Raw genomic sequence first — 18,029 nt, forward strand, 5'->3', positions numbered from 1 at the left:
ACAACTGTGCCCACCGACTACCGGTCGGGCTCAGGGTCCTTGAGCCAGTTGATGAGTTCGGCCGAGAAGCCGACCGGATCCTCCTCGTGGGGGAAGTGCCCCAGACCGTCGAAAAGTCGCCATCGGTAGGGCGCCTCGACGTACTCGCCGGATCCCGCGGAACTGCGGGTCCTGATCGCCGGATCGAGCGAGCCGTGGAGATGCAGGGTCGGCACCCGCACCGGGCGCTTCATACGCCGGTTGAACTGGACGCCGTCCGGGCGGGCCAGTGAACGGACCATCCAGCGGTACGGCTCGATCGAGCAGTGGGCCGTCGAGGGGATGCACATCGCGCGCCGGTAGACGTCCGTGGTCCGGTCGTCGGGGAAGCCGGGAGTGCGCGGGCCGGACCAGTCACGGATCAGCCGGGCCACCAGAGCCGCGTCGTCCGCCACGAGCTGACGCTCAGGAACCCACGGACGCTGGAAGCCCCAGACGTGCGAGCCGGCCTTGGACTGAGCGAAGTCCGAAAGCATCGAGGAACGCCAGCGTCGCGGATGCGGCATCGAGGACACCACGAGCCGCCGGACCAGCTTCGGCCGCATCACGGCCGCGGTCCAGGCGAGGTAACCGCCCATGTCGTGCCCGACGAGCGCCGCGTCGGGCTCGCCGAGCGAACGGATCACGCCGGTGACGTCGAGCGCCAGGTTGGCCGGGTCGTAGCCCCGGGGCGTACGGTCGCTGCCGCCGACCCCGCGGAGGTCCATCGCGACCGCGCGGTACCCGGCGTCGGCCAGGGCCGTCAGCTGATGGCGCCAGGTCCACCAGAACTGCGGGAAACCGTGCAGCAACAGCACCAGTGGGCCGTCGCCGATCTCGGCGATGTGGAAGCGCGCGCCGTTGGCGGCCACGTCGCGGTGGGTCCAGGGCCCGTCGATGCGGACGGGGCTGCCGGAACCGGCTGCCGGTCCCAGTGGCCCCACCGGTCCTGATGCACTGAAGTCGGGGTCGGTCATGCGGACGAGCGTGTCACAGAGGGCACCGCGTCCTGGACAGGTCCGCTCTCGATGGCCTTGTCCGAGAGCGTGCTGCCCTGCGCGTGTTCGATCGCATGCGCGCCGGTGGGGCGGGGGTGGGGCTTGACGCCCTGGAGGACCGCCGCGGTCTGCTTGGCCGAGGCGATGGACTTCTCCGGCGGCTTGACCTTCTTGAACTTGGCCCACCCGAACAGGGCGAGCAGGATCCCCAGCAGGATGAACGCACCGCCGACGATCAGGAACGACCAGGCGAGACCGAGCCCGAGATTGTGGATCCCGTAGGCCGCGGCGAAGCTCAGCACCGGGATCGCGAACAGGATCAGCACACCTGTGACGATGAAAGCCACACTGCCGATCACGCCGCGCTTGACGTCCTGGCGCACCTCGGCCTTGGCCAGGGCGATCTCGTCGTGCACCAGCGCGGACATCTCAGCAGTCGCCGAGGCGAACAGCTGTCCGATACTACGGTCGGTGCTGCCCGCGTAGTTGCCGGGGTCGCTCATCCCTGACTCCCTCTCTTATTCCGTACATCCGATGTCAGATCATGCCGGACTGTCCGGCTTGCTGCTCGCTGCCCCCGCCCGTTCGGCAAGGCGACGGTGCTCGGCAGCCTTCCTCTCGTGGACCGCGGCCATGCGGAGGTGGTACTCGGGGTCGTCCTGTTCGTAGACGTCGGGCACCCCCGATCCGTCCGCGTCGAGCTCTTCGGCCTCGTACAACGCCCTGTATCTGCGTACCCGCAGTTTGAGCAGTACACCGGAGAGTACGGCGGCAATCAGGGAACCGATGAGCACAGCGGCCTTGACGTCGTTGATCATGGCCTCGTCGCCGTTGAAGGCGAGTTCCCCGATGAGCAGCGAAACGGTGAAGCCGATGCCGGCCAGCGTGGCCACGGCGAAGACGTCTGCCCAGGCGAGGTCCTTGTTCAGCTGGGCCTTCGTGAAGCGGGTGACGAGCCAGGTGCCACCGAAGACGCCCACGGTCTTGCCGACGACCAGACCGAGGACCACACCGAGCGTCTCGGGCCGGGTGAACACTCCGGCCAGGGCATCGCCCTTGAGGGTGACACCGGCCGAGAAGAGAGCGAACAGCGGGACCGCGAAGCCGGCCGACAGAGGCCGCGTCAGGTGCTCGATGCGCTCACCGGGTGACTGCGCCTCTCCCTCGCGCGGGGTGCAGCGCAGCATGAGCCCCATGGCGACCCCGGCGATCGTCGCGTGGACGCCGCTGTTGTACATCAGCCCCCAGATCACCAGGGCGAGCGGCAGATAGATGTACCAGCCTCGTATCCCGGTGCGCAGCAGCACATAGAACACGGCGAGACCCACGAAGGCGCCGCCGAGCGCCAGGAAGTCGATGTTCTCGGTGAAGAAGACCGCGATGATGAGGATGGCGAAGAGGTCGTCGACGACAGCGAGCGTCAGCAGGAAGGCACGCAGCGCCGACGGCAGCGAGGTGCCGATGACCGCGAGGACGGCGAGCGCGAACGCGATGTCGGTGGCCGTGGGGACGGCCCAGCCGGCGAGGGATCCACCGCCGAGTGCCGTGGTCAGCGTGTAGACGACGGCGGGGACGGCCATGCCGCAGAGCGCCGCCGCGACGGGGAGGGCAGCGGCCTTGGGATCGCGGAGCTCCCCTGCGACCAGCTCACGCTTGAGTTCGACGCCCGCGACGAAGAAGAAGATGGCGAGCAGCCCGTCGGCCGCCCAGTGGGCTACCGAGAGATGAAGCCCCAGTGTTTCGGGCCCGAAATGGAAATGGCTGACGGACGCGTAGGCGGAGCCGAAGGTGTTGGCCCAGATCAGCGCGGTGACGGCCGCGGCCAGCAGGATGACACCGCCGACGGTCTCGGTGCGCAGGGCATCGGCGACGTAGTTGCGCTCGGGGAGCGACAGCCGGCCGAGCAGAGTACGGCGGCCGGAAGGGGGGACTGGGGGCAGGGGCGGGGCCACGGGGGAGACCTCCGGGTCGGGTTACGGCAGTGGTGGCATGGCGAATACACATGCCGACCAGACTTCCCGGCGCCCCTGTGGAGATTTTTCTGTTCTGTTGGTGCGTGTGGTGCGTGCTGCTCGCGTTGTTGTGCGTGCTGCTCGCGCTGACGCCGTTACGCCGGACCAGGCCGAACCACGACGACGAAGCCATCACTCTACCTGGGCTATCGGAAGGTATCCGGATCCGGCTCCCGCCGCACGCTCTCCGGCTGCCGACAGGCCGGCCTGTCGGCGGAAGGGGCACCCGGTTTGCCCGCTCCGGGTGCCCCTCCCCCTGCCTGGTCCTCTAGTCCTCGGAGGAGGCGGACGGCAGCTGCGTCTGGATGAGCGACATGACCGAGGAGTCCGTGAGCGTGGTGACATCGCCCAGCTCCCGATTCTCGGCGACATCACGCAGCAGGCGCCGCATGATCTTGCCGGAACGGGTCTTCGGGAGCTCCGCCACCGGCAGGACGCGCTTGGGCTTGGCGATCGGTCCCAGAGTGGCGCCGACGTGGTTGCGCAGGTCGGCGACCAGTTCCTCGGAGGCGGTGGCCGTCCCACGCAGGATCACGAAGGCGACGATGGCCTGGCCCGTGGTCGCGTCGTTGGCGCCGACCACGGCGGCCTCGGCGACCGACGGGTGCGAGACGAGAGCCGACTCGACCTCGGTGGTCGAGATGTTGTGCCCCGACACGAGCATGACGTCGTCGACCCGGCCGAGCAGCCAGATGTCGCCGTCCTCGTCCTTCTTCGCGCCGTCGCCCGCGAAGTACTTGCCCTCGAAGCGCGACCAGTAGGTGTCGATGTAACGCTGGTCGTCTCCCCAGATGGTGCGGAGCATCGACGGCCACGGCTCGGTGAGGACGAGATAGCCGCCCCCGCCGTCCGGCACCTCGTTGGCCTCGTCGTCGACGACGGTGGCGGAGATGCCGGGCAGGGCCCGCTGGGCCGAACCCGGCTTCGTCGCCGTGACCCCGGGGAGCGGCGAAATCATCATGGCGCCGGTCTCGGTCTGCCACCAGGTGTCCACGATCGGGCAGGAGTCGGCGCCGATGTTCTTGCGGTACCAGATCCACGCCTCGGGGTTGATCGGCTCACCGACCGAACCGAGGACACGCAGCGACGAGAGATCGAACTTGGCGGGGATGTCGTCTCCCCACTTCATGAACGTACGGATCGCTGTCGGCGCGGCGTAGAGGATCGTGACGCCGTACTTCTGGACGATCTCCCAGAAGCGTCCCTGGTGGGGCGTGTCGGGCGTTCCCTCGTACATGACCTGGGTCGCGCCGTTGGCCAGCGGGCCGTAGACGATGTACGAGTGCCCGGTCACCCAGCCGATGTCGGCCGTGCACCAGTAGACGTCGGTCTCGGGCTTGAGGTCGAAGACCGCGTGGTGGGTGTACGCCGTCTGGGTCAGGTAGCCACCGGAGGTGTGCAGGATGCCCTTCGGCTTACCCGTGGTGCCCGAGGTGTAGAGGATGAAGAGCGGCTGCTCCGCTTCGAAGGCCTCGGGCGTGTGCTCCGCCGACTGCCGGCCCGTGATCTCGTGCCACCAGACGTCCCGGCCCTCGGACCACGCGGTGTCCTGCCCGGTGCGCCGGACCACGAGGACGTGCTCGACACCGGCGATGCGTGAGACGGCTTCGTCCACCGCGGGCTTGAGCGCCGAGGGCTTGCCGCGGCGGTAGCCGCCGTCGGCGGTGATGACCACCTTGGCGTCGGCGTCCTGGATGCGGGCGGCGATGGCGTCCGCGGAGAAGCCGCCGAAGACCACCGAGTGGGCCGCGCCGATACGGGCGCAGGCCAGCATCGCCACGACGGCCTCCGGGATCATCGGCAGATAGACGGCGACCCGGTCACCCTTGCCGACACCGAGCTCGATGAGTGCGTTGGCCGCGCGGGAGACCTCGTCCTTCAGCTCCGCGTAGGTGATGGCGCGGCTGTCCCCCGGCTCGCCCTCGAAGTGGATCGCGACGCGGTCGCCGTTGCCGGCCTCGACATGACGGTCCACGCAGTTGTACGCGACGTTGAGCTTGCCGTCCGCGAACCACTTCGCGAAGGGCGGGTTGCTCCAGTCGAGCGTCTCGGTCGGCTCCGTGACCCAGGTCAGGCGGCGGGCCTGCTCGGCCCAGAAGCCCAGCCTGTCCGCCGCGGCCTGCTCGTACGCCTCCGCGGTCACGTTGGCGTTGGCGGCCAGATCGGCGGGCGGTGTGAACCGCCGCTCCTCCTTGAGCAGATTGGCCAGGCTTTCGTTGCTCACGACATCTCCCATTCCCAGGGTGTCCGTTGTGTCCCGGAGGACAGCTCATCAGGCATCGGGCCAGGTGACAAGTGTCTACCGGAAAGTGGTTTAGACCTGTGTCCTCGTGCGGGGAGTCACATGTCCCGCTCGGGCAAGCACCTGCCGTGCGTCGCCCAAGCGGGATCACGCGGGATCACAAGGAATCACGGACCGGGTGTGTGAGTGGTTCAGGCGCTGACGGTGGTTCCAGGAGCTGTGTGCAGCGCCTCGATGCCGTGCTCCGCACCGGGGGCGACCCGGACGAACACCTCGTCGGGCCCTGTACCCGAACTGGCGCCCTCGGTCAGCAGATAGGCCTGCGCCTCGCCGACATGGAAGTACATGCCGTGCAGTTGCAGGGTGCCCGCTGCCAGTCGGCGGGCCACCGACTCATGGGCTCGCAGATGCTCCAACTGCTGGACCACATTGGTGAGGCAGAGCTGCTCCACCGCGTCGGTGGGCAGCCGGCCTGCGATGCGCGCCCAGGAGTGATGGCGCGAATGCATGCGATCCAGGCTCGGAAGGCCATGCCGCAACCAGCGCCACAGAGGCGTCCCAGGTGTCTCCGGCGCTGCCTCCGACAGGGCCTGCATCGCCCCGCATCCGGAGTGGCCGCAGATGGTGATGGATTCGACCCCCAGCACATCCACCGCGTACTCGATGGCGGCAGCCACGGAATCGTCTCCGTTCCCCGTGTCCCCGGCACCGGAAGGCGGCACCAGATTGCCGACGTTCCGCACGGTGAAGAGATCGCCGGGACCGCTTGCTGTGATCATGCTGGTGACCAGGCGGGAATCGGCACAGGTGAGGAACAGCTGCGAAGGCCGCTGCCCCTCGGCGGCCAGCCGGGCCAGCTCGTCACGGACCAGCGGCGCGGTGGTGCGCTGGAACGAACTCAGGCCGCTGAGAAGGCGATGCGCACCGTGCGGACGCCCGGCGGAACCTCTGGGGGCAGTGGAAGGGGAGGACTCGAAGGACTGGAGGGACTGGGAGGACTTCGATACGGCGTGCACGGCAGGTGAGGCACCGGTGGCGCCGGCCGGCGCGATGTCCCGCGTGCGGTCGTGGCAGTGATGATTGCGCCACGGTGTCCAGGGACGGCAACAGGAGTGCGCGGCCGACGCGGGCTCGGCGATTCGGCCCCCGGAGCGCCCGGTGAACTCGACGCGGCCGCCCATCGCGGTCTGCGCCGCATACCAGTCCTGAATCGTCTCGTACGCCGCGTGGTCCATGAAGAAGCCGTCCAACTCGACCACTGCGTCCACCCCTTGGGGAAGCCTTCCGAGCAGGCGGCTGAGCCGGGGGACGGCCAGGAAGGTCAGTTGACCGCGTGCGGCCACCAGATAGCGGCCGTCCCTCTCCGTCACGGTGATCCTGGTGTGTGCCAGCCGGTGCAGGGCGACGGCCACCGCCACGACGATGCCGATCGCCACCCCCTGGAGCACCCCGGCCAGAATCACACCGCTGATCGTGGCGCCGTACACCAGGAATTCCCGGTGTCTGTGGACCTTTCGGATGTGGGCGAAGCTGACCATCTGGACCCCGACGACCATCACCAGGGCTGCGAGCGCGGCCAAGGGGATCCATTCGAGGACTGTGACCAGCAGCACGGATGCCAACAACACCCAGACGCCGTGCAGCACAGTGGAGGCCCGACTCCTCGCGCCCGCCCGCACATTCGCGGAACTCCGTACGGCGCCGCCCGAGACGGCGAGCCCTCCGGCCAGGCCCGAGACCGCGTTGGCGATGCCCTGGGCCCGCAGCTCCCGGTCGAGATCCGATCGCTTGACGGGTGGGTACGGCGCCGTACCGTCCTTGGGTGTGGCCATGGAGCGGTCCGCGGCCAGCTTGTCCACGGAGACGGCGGCCAGCAGGGATTCGAGGCTCGCGACGAGCATGACGGTGAACACCGCCGTCGCCAGCGCCGCCACCGGGCCGTGCGGCAGCTCGGGCAGTGCGTGCGCGCGCCAGGAGGGAAGGTCGACCCGGGCGATGCCAGGTGCTGCCACCGCGGCTACAGCCGTCGCGGTGACCACTGCGGCGAGCGCCGCGGGGATTCTGCCCAATGACGCGCCGACCCGCCTGGGCAGGCGTGGCCACAGGACGAGAAGGGCAACCGTCAGGGCTCCGATGAGGGGCCCGGCCGGCTCGACGTGCGCCAAGCGGGAGGGCAGCGACAGCGCGTTGTCGAGGGCCGAGCTGCGCGGCACCTCGCCGAACACGATGTGCAGCTGGGCGAGCGCGATGGCCACACCGATGCCGGCGAGCGTGCCGTGCACGATGGCCGGACTGACGGCGAGGGCGCTGCGGGCCGCTCTCAGCGAGCCCAGCAGAATCTGCAGGAGCCCCGCCCCGACGGTGATGGCACACGTGGTGCGCCACCCGTAGATCTGGATCAACTCGGCCGTGACCACGGTCAGTCCGGCGGAGGGGCCGCTGACCTGGAGCGGTGTGCCGCCCAGCAGTCCGGCGACGATGCCCCCGATCGCGGCGGACACCAGTCCGGCGGCGAGTGGGGCGTCCATAGCGACGGCTAGGCCGAGCGACATGGGGACGGCGATCAGGAAGACGGTGATCGATGCGGACAGATCCGCACCCGAGACGCGGAAGCGGCCGCGACGGGGTGAGGACGGCGGACTGTGCGGACGCTTGATTCCCGAGGCCCTGGAAGGGCGTGAACTTCGGGATGAGCGGTCGTTGCGAGTAGGGACGCAGGCAGACATGTTTCCCGTCTCCTCCGGGGCAGCGCGGTCGCGGTGTGCGAATGACGGCGGCCGTGGTTCACGGCGTGCAGCGGTGGGGTAAAGCGGCGGGATTTCTCAACTCTCCGTAAATGAATCGTAATGGAGGGTAAAGAAAGGTGTCCATGCTTTCGAGCAGATAGGCCAGCGAGTCACTCTTCTCAGTGAATAAGCAGCTTTTCATCCGGCTTGTCGTACTGATTCCGGCAGGGCTGCGTGTGAGGTTGGCCGCGCCGTGTCGGCGTACTTCAACGCACGAATCCTGCAAGGAAGAGGGTGGACGGATGATGGCCGTCGCGAAGCGGATCGCCCTGGGAGCCGTGGCCACGGCCCTGGTCGCCGGACTTGCCGGCTGCTCGGTTCCCGGGACGGGGGCGTCCGGCTCCGCGCCCGGGGCGGGCAAGAAGTCCGCCCCGGGCGCGGAGGAGAACTCTCCCGCGGCGGCGCCCAAGGGGGCGGTCGAGCTCATCGGCGACGGCTCCACCGCCTTTACCGGAGCCCAGCCGGAAATCCCCGTGGCCAAGCGGCTCAAGCCCGGCCAGAAGCCCCCGCAGTTCGTGGTGTTCTCGTGGGACGGTGCGGGTGAGGACAGCCAGAAGCTCTTCTCGCATTTCCGGGAGGTCGCGAAGAAGTACGACGCCAAGATGACGTACTTCCTCAGCGGCGTGTACCTCCTGCCGGAGAAGAAGAAGGCACTCTACGACCCCCCGCAGCACTCGGTGGGTAGCTCCGACATCGGATTCAACGATGCGGAGGGAATCCACGACACGCTGAGGGAGCTGCGTGCGGCGTGGCAGGAGGGCAACGAGATCGGCACCCACTTCAACGGGCACTTCTGCGGTCCTGACGGGGGTGTCGGCACCTGGTCGGTCGAGGAGTGGAAGAGCGAGATCAGCCAGGCCAAGTCGTTCGTGAAGAGCTGGAAGACGAACTCCCCCGATCTCAAGGGGGAAGCGCCCCTGCCCTTCGACTACGACAAGGAGCTGATCGGCGCCCGCACCCCGTGCCTGGAGGGGCAGAAGAACATGGTCGCGGCCGCACGGACCATGGGGTTCCGCTACGACTCCAGCGGAATCCGTAACCAGGTCTGGCCCACGAAGAAGGACGGGCTCTGGGATCTCTCCATGCAGCTCGTCCCCGTGCCCGGCCGGGCGTTCGAGACGCTCTCGATGGACTACAACTTCATGTTCAACCAGTCCGGTACGACGACGCAGGGCGACCCCGACAAGCGCGAGTACTGGGGCAACCAGCTGCGGGACGGTCTGCTTCAGGCCTTCGACCGCGCCTACAGCGGCAACCGGGCTCCGCTGATCATCGGCAACCACTTCGAATCCTGGAACGGCGGCACCTACATGCGTGCGGTCGAGGAGACGATCAAGACGGTGTGCACCAAGAAGGACGTGCAGTGCGTCTCCTTCCGCCGGCTCGCCGACTGGCTGGACGCGCAGGATCCGGCCACGCTCGCCAGGCTCGGGACGCTGAAGGTCGGTCAGGAGCCCAAGCCCGGCTGGACCGCCTTCCTTGCTGGGACGGCCCCGGGTAAGCCCGCGAGCAGCCCCGTGCCTGCCAGGCCGGCAGACCAGCCGGCAGGCAAGGGGGCCGATGGGAGTGCGGAGTAGCGCTCACCCGTAGGCGCGGGGCTCACCCGCGGGCGCCGCTCGCTCCGGCTCAGGCCGGCTGGGCGGCGTCCGCCTCCGCACGGTGTTCCTGCAGGACGAAGGCGGGGTCGACCTGGGCAGCCAGATCGGCGCCCGTCTTCTCGTTGCCCCAGCTCTCGGCGTTCTTCAGGTGGAAGTGCACCATCTGCCGCGTGTAACGCTCCCAGTCGCGCAGGGCGTACGAGTCCTCCGCGGCGTTCTGCAGGGCTTGCAGGGCCATCCGGTTGTCCGCTTCCAGCAGTTCGAACGGCGCAGGGCGGCCCTTTTCCATCGTCCGGACCCAGTCGGACTGGCCGACGCCGATCAGCAGGTCGTCGCCGACCTCCGCGCGCAGGAACTCCAGGTCGTCCTCGTTCTGGACCTTGTTGCCCACCACCTTCAGCGCGACTCCGAAGTCCCGCGCGTACTCCTTGTACTGGCGGTAGACGGAGACACCCTTCCGAGTCGGTTCGGCGACCAGGAAGGTCATGTCGAAGCGGGTGAACATCCCTGACGCGAACGAGTCCGACCCCGCCGTCATGTCGACCACCACGTACTCGTCCGGCCCGTCGACCAGGTGGTTGAGGCAGAGCTCGACCGCCCCGACCTTCGAGTGGTAGCAGGCGACGCCGAGATCGGACTCGCTGAACGGGCCGGTGGCCATCAGCCGGATCTCCCCGTCGTCGAGACGGACCGTGCGGGCGCAGGCGTCGTAGACAGGGTTGTCCTCGCTGACGCTCAGGAGCCGGGACCCCTCTCCGGGCGGCGTCGTCTTGATCATCGTCTCGGCGGACGCGATACGGGGGTTGCTTCCCCGGAGGTAGTTCTTGATGAGAGGCAGCTGGGCCCCCATGGCGGGCAGGGCGGCGGCCTCCCGTTCGTCCAGGCCGAGGGCGGCCCCCAGATGCTGGTTGATGTCGGCGTCCACCGCGACGACATGGGCTTCATTGGCAGCGAGGTGGCGGATGAAGAGCGAGGACAGCGTGGTCTTGCCGCTGCCGCCCTTCCCTACGAAAGCGATCTTCATGTTCACTTACGGTAGCGGACTCATCGCTCACTGTTGTCCCTCTTCGTGAAGAAGACCACTCCCGGGCGGCATCCGTAATCGGGGCGCGTAGCCTCCTTACCTATGAGTACGACTTCCTCGGACCCGCTTGCCGCCCTGGGTGACCTGCCGGGGGTGGCCGACGCGGTGGACTCCGTACGCAAGGCCGTGGACCGGGTCTACGGGCACCGGGTCATGCGACGCCGCAGCAACGAGGTCACCGCGGAGGCGGCCCTGCGCGGCGCCCGTGGCTCGGCGGCGCTCTCGGGTGCCGACTGGAATCTCGAGGAGGTGCGCCGGCGCACCGACTTCAGTGGTGAGGCCGACGCCCGTACCATCGGTGCCGCTCTGCGGCTCACTGCAGAGGCGGGGCAGCTGCTCTCCATCTGGCGGCAGTCCCCGCTTCGCGTCCTGGCCCGCCTGCATCTGGTGGCGGCGGGCGGCGCGACTCCGGACGAGACGGTCGGCCGGCCGCGACTGGCGGGTGAGCCGGTCGACGAGCCGTTGATCGAGGCGCCGGTACCGGGTGCGGACGAGGTGTCCGGACGCCTTGAAGGCCTGTCGCAGCTGATCATCGCGGGCGGCTCGGCCCCCGCTCTGGTGACGTCGTCGGTGGTGCACGGTGAGCTGTTGGCGCTGAGGCCCTTCGGCTCGCACAACGGCCTGGTCGCCCGGACCGCCGAGCGCATCGTGCTGATCGGCAGCGGACTGGATCCCAAGTCGATCTGCCCTGCCGAAGTCGGCCATGCCGAGCAGGGCCGCGCGGCTTACGTGGCAGCGTTCGAGGGGTACCTGTCGGGGCGGCCGGAGGGTATGGCCGCCTGGATCGCCCACTGCGGGCGCTCGGTGGAGCTCGGTGTCAGGGAGTCCACGGCGGTGTGTGAGGCGCTCCAGCGCGGCGCGGCCTGAGCGGAGAAAGTGTTGCGGCGGTACCGGTTCCGGTACCGCCGCTGGCACGTCCGCCCAGTTACCAAGCGTCCTCGGTGTGTGCCCATCAGGTCGGGTTCTTGCCCGTCACCTGGTGCGGCTGGCCCGTAATCGACGGGTCGACGTCGCGTGGGTGCTCGGCTTTCGTGCTCGGTCCGTGGGGCCTGTGCGTAAAGGTGATCCTCTCGGATGTCCTTGGTCTCGCGGGCCGTTGAATCCTTTGTACTCCCGGACCGGGCGGAGCGGAAGTGCCGGCCGCTTTTCTTTACTTTTATGTTCAAACGCGGCCAGGTCGGACATGTCCGCCGGTCGGAACGGTCAGATGGTGGCGGTGCGGCGACGGTTGGCGTACCAGACGAGCCCGGCGGTCACGGCGGCCGCGCCCAGTGCGGCCGCCGCGACGAGTGCCGGGCGCGGTGGCATCGAGAAGGAGGGCAGGCGCTGCTTGAGCCGGACCGGTCGGTCGAAGGAGAGAACGGGCCATTCCCGGAGCGTGGCCTCACGCCGCAGTGCCCGGTCCGGGTTCACGGCGTGCGGATACCCCACGGACTTGAGCATCGGCACATCGGTGGCGGAATCGCTGTACGCGTAGCAGCGGGACAGGTCGTAGCCTTCCGATTCCGCGAGAGCCCTGACCGCCTCGGCCTTGGTCGGCCCGTAGGCGTAGTACTCGATCTCGCCGGTGTAGCAGCCGTCGTCTCCCACGACCATCCGGGTCGCCACCACCCGGTCGGCGCCGAGGAGTTCCCCGATCGGCTCGACGACCTCGGCGCCGGAGGTCGAGACGATGACCACGTCCCGCCCGGCGGTGTGATGCTCCTCGATGAGGGTCGCGGCCTCGTCGTAGATGATGGGGTCGATCAGGTCGTGCAGAGTTTCGGCCACGAGGTCTTTGACCTGCTGGACGTTCCACCCCTTGCAGAGCGCCGAGAGATATTCACGCATCCGCTCCATCTGGTCGTGATCGGCGCCCCCGGTGAGGAACACGAACTGTGTGTACGCGGTGCGCAGTACGGCGCGACGGTTGATCAGCCCTCCTTGGTAGAAGGACTTGCTGAAGGTCAGTGTCGATGACTTCGCAATGACCGTCTTGTCCAGGTCAAAGAAGGCTGCTGTGCGCGGCGAGAAGCAGTTATCCACAAAGGTGAGCATAGGGGCCCGCCATTCGGCGTAAAATCCGGTAGGCGGGTTTGCCTGAGAAGGGGCTCGGGTACACCATGGAAGTCACGGATCGTTCGCGACCGTGCTAACCCGGTCCGACTCCTCCCCCCCCGAGTCGGCCGTGGGGACGACCCCCGCTCTCCCCCCCGGCGGGGGTCGTCGCATGTCCGGACACGTTTCGTGTGGAAAATCCGGACCCGCCCCCTCCTGATGCTCCGTTTCTGGCTTCTCCCGTGCGGGCTCCCTCGATCATGGCTCGTCACCGTGTGTAGTGGAAGGGATGCGCTGCGAAAGTCCCCTGTACGAGCTACAGAGATATTCACAACGCTTCACTTGTCCACAGTTTTTGAGCAAGATCCACATGTTTTTCCGCGTCGCTGCATGTTGATTCCACCCGCGAAGTCCGTGGGTTCCGGAATCGCGCATCTCGGAAGGGTTCGAGATCGCCGCGAGACCGCACTTGGAGGAGACAGCGAGAGGGGCGGAGATCGTGGCTGGATCTATCGGGGGCGAAGGCCTGCCGAGCGCCGGAGAACGGCGGGACGGGCCGTTGATCCTCACCGAGGACCCGGATCTGCTGGACGATCTGCTCAGGTTGTGCGCGGCGGCCGGGGCGGTGCCGGAGGTACGCCACGGGCCGCCGCGGGAGAGAGGTGCCTGGGAGCGGGCCCCGATGATCCTGGTGGGTGACGACGCGGCGCGCGGGTGCCGCGGGGTGCCCCGCAGGACAGGCGTCATGCTCGTCGGACGGAGCGAGCGCGACCCCGACGACCCCGGCGTCTGGCGCCGCGCGGTGGAGATCGGGGCCGACCATGTGCTGACACTGCCTGATTCCGAAGGCTGGCTCGTCGACCAGATCGCCAATGCGGTGGAAGGCGTGGGCCGGTCGGCGCTCACCGTGGGAGTGATGGGGGGACGCGGCGGCTCGGGAGCGTCCACGCTGGCCTGCGCGCTCGCCGTGACGGCGGCTAGGACGGGTCGAAGGACCATGCTGGTCGACGGCGATCCCTTGGGCGGCGGGATCGATGTGCTGCTCGGCGGGGAGCAGTCCGAGGGCCTGCGATGGCCGGATTTCGCTCGCTCGAAAGGGCGACTGGGCGGAGGTGTGCTGGAGGAGTCCCTGCCCGCGCTGCACGGGCTGCGGGTGCTCAGCTGGGACAGGGACGACCAAGTGATCGTTCCCCCGCAGGCCATGTGCTCGGTGCTCGCTGCCGCTCGGCGGGTCGGTGGGGCGGTGGTCGTGGACCTGCCGCGGCGGTTCGACGCAAGCGTGACCGAGGCACTGGCGCAGCTGGACATCGGGCTGCTGGTCGTGCCCGGGGAGCTCAGAGCGGTCGCGGCGGCTCAGCGTGTGTCGGCGGCCGCCCGCACGGTCCTGGAGGATCTGCGGGTCATCGCCCGTGGGCCCTACACAGCGGGCCTGGACGAGCAGTGGGTGGCACAGGCGCTGGGCCTCCCACTCGTCGGCGACCTGCCCACGGAAGCCGGACTGTCATCGGCTCAGGACGGCGGTGTGCCCCCGGGCGGGAATCCCCGCGGTGCGCTGGCCCGTTTCTGTGCGGCCTTCTGGGATCTGGCGGATGCTCCGGGCCGCCCCGACGCCGTCCCCGCCGGGCTTCGCGGGGGTGGGACGTCATGACCGACGCGCTGCTCGACGCCGTACGGCAACGACTGGCCCGCAGCGGTGCGGCGCCGACCCCGGCCGGGGTGGCTGCCGCGCTGAGGGAGCAGGGCCGTCTGCTCGGTGACGCGGAAGTCCTGGGCGCCGCCGAGGAACTGCGCGGCGAGCTGGTCGGCACCGGAGTGCTGGAGCGGCTGCTGGCCGACCCGGCGGTGACCGATGTGCTGGTGTCCGCTCCGGACCGGGTGTGGGTGGACCGCGGCGGTGGACTCGAGCTCACCCGTGTCGTCTTCGAGGACGCGGCGGCGGTCCGGAGGCTGGCTCAGAGGCTTGCCGCTGTGGCGGGGCGCAGGCTGGACGACGCCCGGCCGTGGGTCGACGCGCGGCTGCCGGACGGGACGCGTATGCACGCGGTCCTGCCGCCGGTGTCCGTCGGCTCGACGTGCCTCTCGCTGCGTGTGGTGCGGCCCCGTGCCTTCACACTGGCGGAGCTCGTGGCGGCGGGGACGGTCCCGCCCGGCGGTGACCGGCTGCTGAGAGCTCTGGTGGAGGCCCGCGTCTCGTATCTGATCAGCGGGGGGACGGGCGCGGGGAAGACGACCCTGCTGTCGAGCCTGCTGGGTGCGGTCGGCGAGCGGGAGCGCATCGTGCTGGCCGAGGACTCGGCGGAACTACGCCCGGATCACCCGCATGTGGTGCGGCTGGAGTCGCGTCCCGCCAATCAGGAAGGTGCTGGGCGAGTGACGTTGCGGGACCTCGTGCGCCAGGCGCTGCGCATGCGTCCTGACCGGCTGGTGGTGGGAGAGGTCCGGGGCGCCGAGGTGACGGAGCTTCTGGCAGCCCTCAACACGGGCCACGAGGGCGGCTGCGGCACGGTGCACGCCAACGCCGCCGAGCACGTACCGGCGCGCCTGGAAGCGCTCGGGACGGCCGCGGGGCTCGACCGGGCGGCCCTGCACAGTCAGTTGGCAGCGGCGCTGTCCGTGGTGGTCCATCTCGTGCGGGACAGGGGCGGGAGACGGCGGGTGGCCGAGGTGCATGTGCTGGAGAGGGACACCACGGGCCTGGTCATCACCGCGCCCGCGCTGCGCTGGGGCGCCGGCGGGTTCGAGCCGGACCGCGGCTGGGCGCGGCTCGGGGCGCTGATCGGGGATGGGTCATGACGCCGTCGGGCTCTGACGTACTGACGCAGATGCCGGCGTGGACGATGGCGGGATGTGCGGGTCTGGCGGGCGCTCTGGCCGTGTCCCGGGACCCGGGGGCGCGGCGGGCCCGGATGCTGATGACCGGGCGGGGCGACGAGCAGCGGCGGTCGGCGGTCCTGGCCATGGGCCGCAAGCTCTTCGCCGGGCGACGGGAATGGCTGTGTGCCCCTGTGGCGGCCTTTCTCGCTCTGCTGGGTGAATCGGTGCTGCCGCTGCTCGCGGGCGCCGTGGCGGTTCCCCTCGTGAGGCGCTGGCTGCGTCGACGGGCGCAGCGGCGCGAGCGGGAGGAGGCGGCCGACGCGGTGACAGCGCTCTGCGGGGCGGTGGTCGGTGAGCTGCGGGCAGGGCGCGAGCCCGGACAGGCGCTCCTCGCTGCCGCGCGGGATGCCGCCGCGCTGGGCACCGCCGAGCCCGCCGTGCTGGCCGCCGCACGGTTCGGCGGCGATGTGGCGGGCGCGCTGCGGCACGCGGCGGCGGGGCCCGGCCTCGGTGGGCTTGCGGGTATGGCCGCCTGCTGGCGGGTGGCGGTGGACGGCGGCGCCGGTCTCGCGGCAGGCCTGGCACGCCTGGAGAAGGCCTTGCGGGGTGAAAGACGGCGCCGGGAGGAGCTGCGGGCGCAGCTCGCGGGCGCGTGGTCGACGGTTGTGGTCCTCGCGCTGCTGCCCGCGGTCGGTCTGGGGCTCGGGGCGGCACTCGGAGCGGACCCGCTGGAAGTTCTGCTGCACACCCCGGGCGGACTCGTCTGCCTGGTGACGGGCGGCCTGCTGGAGGGCGCGGGGCTGTTCTGGGCGTCGCGGATCGTGCGGGCGGGGGAGGCGGTGTGAGCGGCGTGCCCGGCGCGGAGGATGCGCGGGGCGCGGCCGGGATGGCGGGGACCGCGCTGGGCGCAGCCGCGTATCTCGCCCTCGCTCTCACGGCCCGGCGACACGAGCGGGCGATACGCAGACGAGGGGCGCTGCTGACCAGCTGGGAGGCGGGCGGCCCGAGGAAGCGGTGGGTGGATCCGAGGACACATGACTGGAGCCGCGCCCGACGGTGGGCGGTCTTCTCGGCCGTCTGGGCGGCCGGCTGGATCCTCGTGGGCGGACCGGCCGGGATCGGGGCAGGTCTCGCGGCGGCGTACGGCCTGTGGCGCTGGCGACGAGCCGTCAGGACGCGTGGCTCCGCCAGCCGGGACGCCGAGGCCGCTCTGATCACCCAACAGCTGCCGATCACCGCGGATCTGCTGGCGTCCTGCCTTTCGGCGGGAGCGGGACCGCGGGACGCGGCGGAGGCCGTCGGGGAATCCATCGGCGGACCGGTCGGCGAGCGGCTGGCTCGTACGGCGGCCGAGATCCTGCTCGGAGGTGAACCGGCCGAGGCATGGGGCCGCTTCGGGGAGTTGCCGGGTGCCGCACCCCTGGCCCGCTGTCTTGAGCGCGCCGCGTCGACGGGTGCGCCTGCGGCGGATCCGGTTTCCGGGCTGGCCGACGAGATGCGCGCCGAGCGGGCGAGCGCGGCCGTGGCGCGTGCCCAGCGGGCGGGTGTGCTGATCACCGCGCCGGTGGGGCTCTGCTTCCTGCCCGCCTTTCTGGCGGTGGGAGTGGCGCCGGTGGTGATCGGACTGGCGACCGGTCTGTTGCACCGCGGCTGAACGGTGAGCTGTTTCCCCTGTGCCAGTCCGAGGGGCGGCGGGGCGCAGTTCCGAACGAAACAACGTGGGACCTGATCGAGCGTGGAGTGGTGAGCATGGGGGCTGAGATGAGCAGGAAAGTCAGGAACATCGGGAACGCCAGGAACAGCAGGCACGTCCTGGGGCGATCCCTGGGCGCTCTGCGCCGTACGTGGCAGAACAGGATCGGCGCGTGTGTCCGGTGTCGTGGGCACGACCGGGGGATGACGACGTCCGAGTACGCGGTGGGCACCATCGCCGCCTGCGCGTTCGCGGCGGTGCTCTACAAGGTGGTTACCAGCGGGGCGGTGCTGTCGGCCTTGCAGTCGCTGATCAAGGGCGCTCTCGATGCGAAGTTCTGAGGGGCCCCGGAGGCGCGGCAGAGGCGGCGACGGGGGAGCGGTGACGGCCGAGGCCGCCATGGCCGTCCCTGTGCTGGTGGCGTTCGTCCTGGCCCTCGTCTGGGCGCTGGTGGCCGCGGCGGACCAGATCCGCTGTGTGGACGCCGCTCGGGCCGGAGCACGCGCTGCGGCCAGGTCGGAGCCGGAGGGCTCGGTGCGGTCGGCGGCGCAGGAAGTGGCGCCCGGCCGGGCCCGGGTCGCCGTGGAGAGGTCCGGTGAGCTGTGGCGGGTCCGGGTGGAAGCGCCGACGCCGGGACCGGGACCGCTGGGCCTGACACTGCGGGCCGAGGCCGTCGCATTGGCCGAGGACACCGTCGGGGAGGAGCCATGAGGAGAACGGGGCCGAGGAGGACGGGGCCGAACGGGA

General features: G+C 69.8%; 15 protein-coding genes. 8 read left to right on the forward strand and 7 right to left on the reverse strand.

Translation table 11 applies throughout. The annotated features are described in order from the left end of the window. Positions 1 to 17: 17 nt before the first annotated feature. The 5 genes from OG623_RS18720 to OG623_RS18740 form a co-directional block, all read right to left on the reverse strand. Positions 18 to 995, reverse strand: a complete 978-nt coding sequence (locus OG623_RS18720) for an alpha/beta fold hydrolase (RefSeq protein WP_406147855.1) — start codon at positions 993 to 995, stop codon at positions 18 to 20. Continuing rightward, on the reverse strand, positions 992 to 1,519 hold the full coding sequence (locus OG623_RS18725; protein WP_406147856.1) for a phage holin family protein: 528 nt from the start codon (positions 1,517 to 1,519) through the stop codon (positions 992 to 994). The genes OG623_RS18720 and OG623_RS18725 overlap by 4 nt, the downstream gene beginning before the upstream one ends. 39 nt (positions 1,520 to 1,558) lie before the next feature. Beyond that, positions 1,559 to 2,968, reverse strand: a complete 1,410-nt coding sequence (gene nhaA / locus OG623_RS18730; RefSeq protein WP_406147857.1) for a Na+/H+ antiporter NhaA — start codon at positions 2,966 to 2,968, stop codon at positions 1,559 to 1,561. A gap of 328 nt (positions 2,969 to 3,296) precedes the next feature. Continuing rightward, a complete protein-coding gene (gene acs / locus OG623_RS18735; protein ID WP_406147858.1) occupies positions 3,297 to 5,264 on the reverse strand; it encodes an acetate--CoA ligase in 1,968 nt (655 codons plus the stop codon). Between the two features lie 197 nt (positions 5,265 to 5,461). Beyond that, positions 5,462 to 7,996: a SulP family inorganic anion transporter gene (locus tag OG623_RS18740; protein ID WP_406147859.1), complete on the reverse strand. Its 2,535-nt coding sequence runs from the start codon at positions 7,994 to 7,996 to the stop codon at positions 5,462 to 5,464. A gap of 302 nt (positions 7,997 to 8,298) precedes the next feature. Here OG623_RS18740 and OG623_RS18745 point away from each other — a divergent pair, with 302 nt between their 5' ends. Further along, positions 8,299 to 9,633, forward strand: coding sequence for a hypothetical protein (locus OG623_RS18745; protein ID WP_406147861.1), 1,335 nt, complete (start codon positions 8,299 to 8,301; stop codon positions 9,631 to 9,633). 49 nt (positions 9,634 to 9,682) lie between these two features. On the opposite strand, the gene OG623_RS18750 is transcribed toward OG623_RS18745, so the two are convergent. Further along, positions 9,683 to 10,678 (reverse strand): ATP-binding protein, encoded by a 996-nt coding sequence (locus OG623_RS18750; RefSeq protein ID WP_406147862.1) that lies wholly within the window; start codon positions 10,676 to 10,678, stop codon positions 9,683 to 9,685. A 102-nt stretch (positions 10,679 to 10,780) separates the two neighbouring features. Between OG623_RS18750 and OG623_RS18755 the strand changes: the two genes are divergently transcribed. Next, on the forward strand, positions 10,781 to 11,605 hold the full coding sequence (locus OG623_RS18755; RefSeq protein WP_362895017.1) for an oxidoreductase: 825 nt from the start codon (positions 10,781 to 10,783) through the stop codon (positions 11,603 to 11,605). A gap of 336 nt (positions 11,606 to 11,941) precedes the next feature. Here OG623_RS18755 and OG623_RS18760 read toward each other — a convergent pair whose 3' ends face one another. Then, positions 11,942 to 12,775 carry an HAD family hydrolase gene (locus OG623_RS18760; protein ID WP_406147863.1) on the reverse strand — a complete coding sequence of 278 codons (834 nt, stop codon included), beginning with the start codon at positions 12,773 to 12,775 and terminating at the stop codon, positions 11,942 to 11,944. A 499-nt stretch (positions 12,776 to 13,274) separates the two neighbouring features. On the opposite strand from OG623_RS18760, the gene ssd reads away from it, so the two are divergent. The 6 genes from ssd (at position 13,275) to OG623_RS18790 (ending at position 17,993) form a co-directional block, all read left to right on the forward strand. After that, the gene (ssd, locus tag OG623_RS18765; RefSeq protein ID WP_406147865.1) at positions 13,275 to 14,423 is read left to right on the forward strand and encodes a septum site-determining protein Ssd; all 1,149 of its coding nucleotides are present in this window, start codon (positions 13,275 to 13,277) and stop codon (positions 14,421 to 14,423) included. Then, positions 14,420 to 15,568 carry a TadA family conjugal transfer-associated ATPase gene (locus tag OG623_RS18770; RefSeq protein ID WP_406147866.1) on the forward strand — a complete coding sequence of 383 codons (1,149 nt, stop codon included), beginning with the start codon at positions 14,420 to 14,422 and terminating at the stop codon, positions 15,566 to 15,568. Before ssd ends, OG623_RS18770 begins: the two co-directional genes overlap by 4 nt. Then, complete coding sequence (locus OG623_RS18775) at positions 15,565 to 16,434, forward strand: type II secretion system F family protein (RefSeq protein WP_406147867.1); 870 nt, start codon at positions 15,565 to 15,567, stop codon at positions 16,432 to 16,434. Before OG623_RS18770 ends, OG623_RS18775 begins: the two co-directional genes overlap by 4 nt. Positions 16,435 to 16,475: 41 nt before the next feature. Further along, on the forward strand, positions 16,476 to 17,243 hold the full coding sequence (locus OG623_RS18780) for a type II secretion system F family protein (RefSeq protein ID WP_406151899.1): 768 nt from the start codon (positions 16,476 to 16,478) through the stop codon (positions 17,241 to 17,243). A 107-nt stretch (positions 17,244 to 17,350) separates the two neighbouring features. Then, positions 17,351 to 17,623: a DUF4244 domain-containing protein gene (locus OG623_RS18785; RefSeq protein WP_406147869.1), complete on the forward strand. Its 273-nt coding sequence runs from the start codon at positions 17,351 to 17,353 to the stop codon at positions 17,621 to 17,623. A 40-nt stretch (positions 17,624 to 17,663) separates the two neighbouring features. After that, positions 17,664 to 17,993 (forward strand): TadE family type IV pilus minor pilin, encoded by a 330-nt coding sequence (locus tag OG623_RS18790; protein ID WP_406147871.1) that lies wholly within the window; start codon positions 17,664 to 17,666, stop codon positions 17,991 to 17,993. The last annotated feature ends 36 nt before the right edge of the window (positions 17,994 to 18,029 follow it).

Source organism: Streptomyces sp. NBC_01012, assembly GCF_045162755.1.
Lineage (GTDB): Bacteria > Actinomycetota > Actinomycetes > Streptomycetales > Streptomycetaceae > Streptomyces.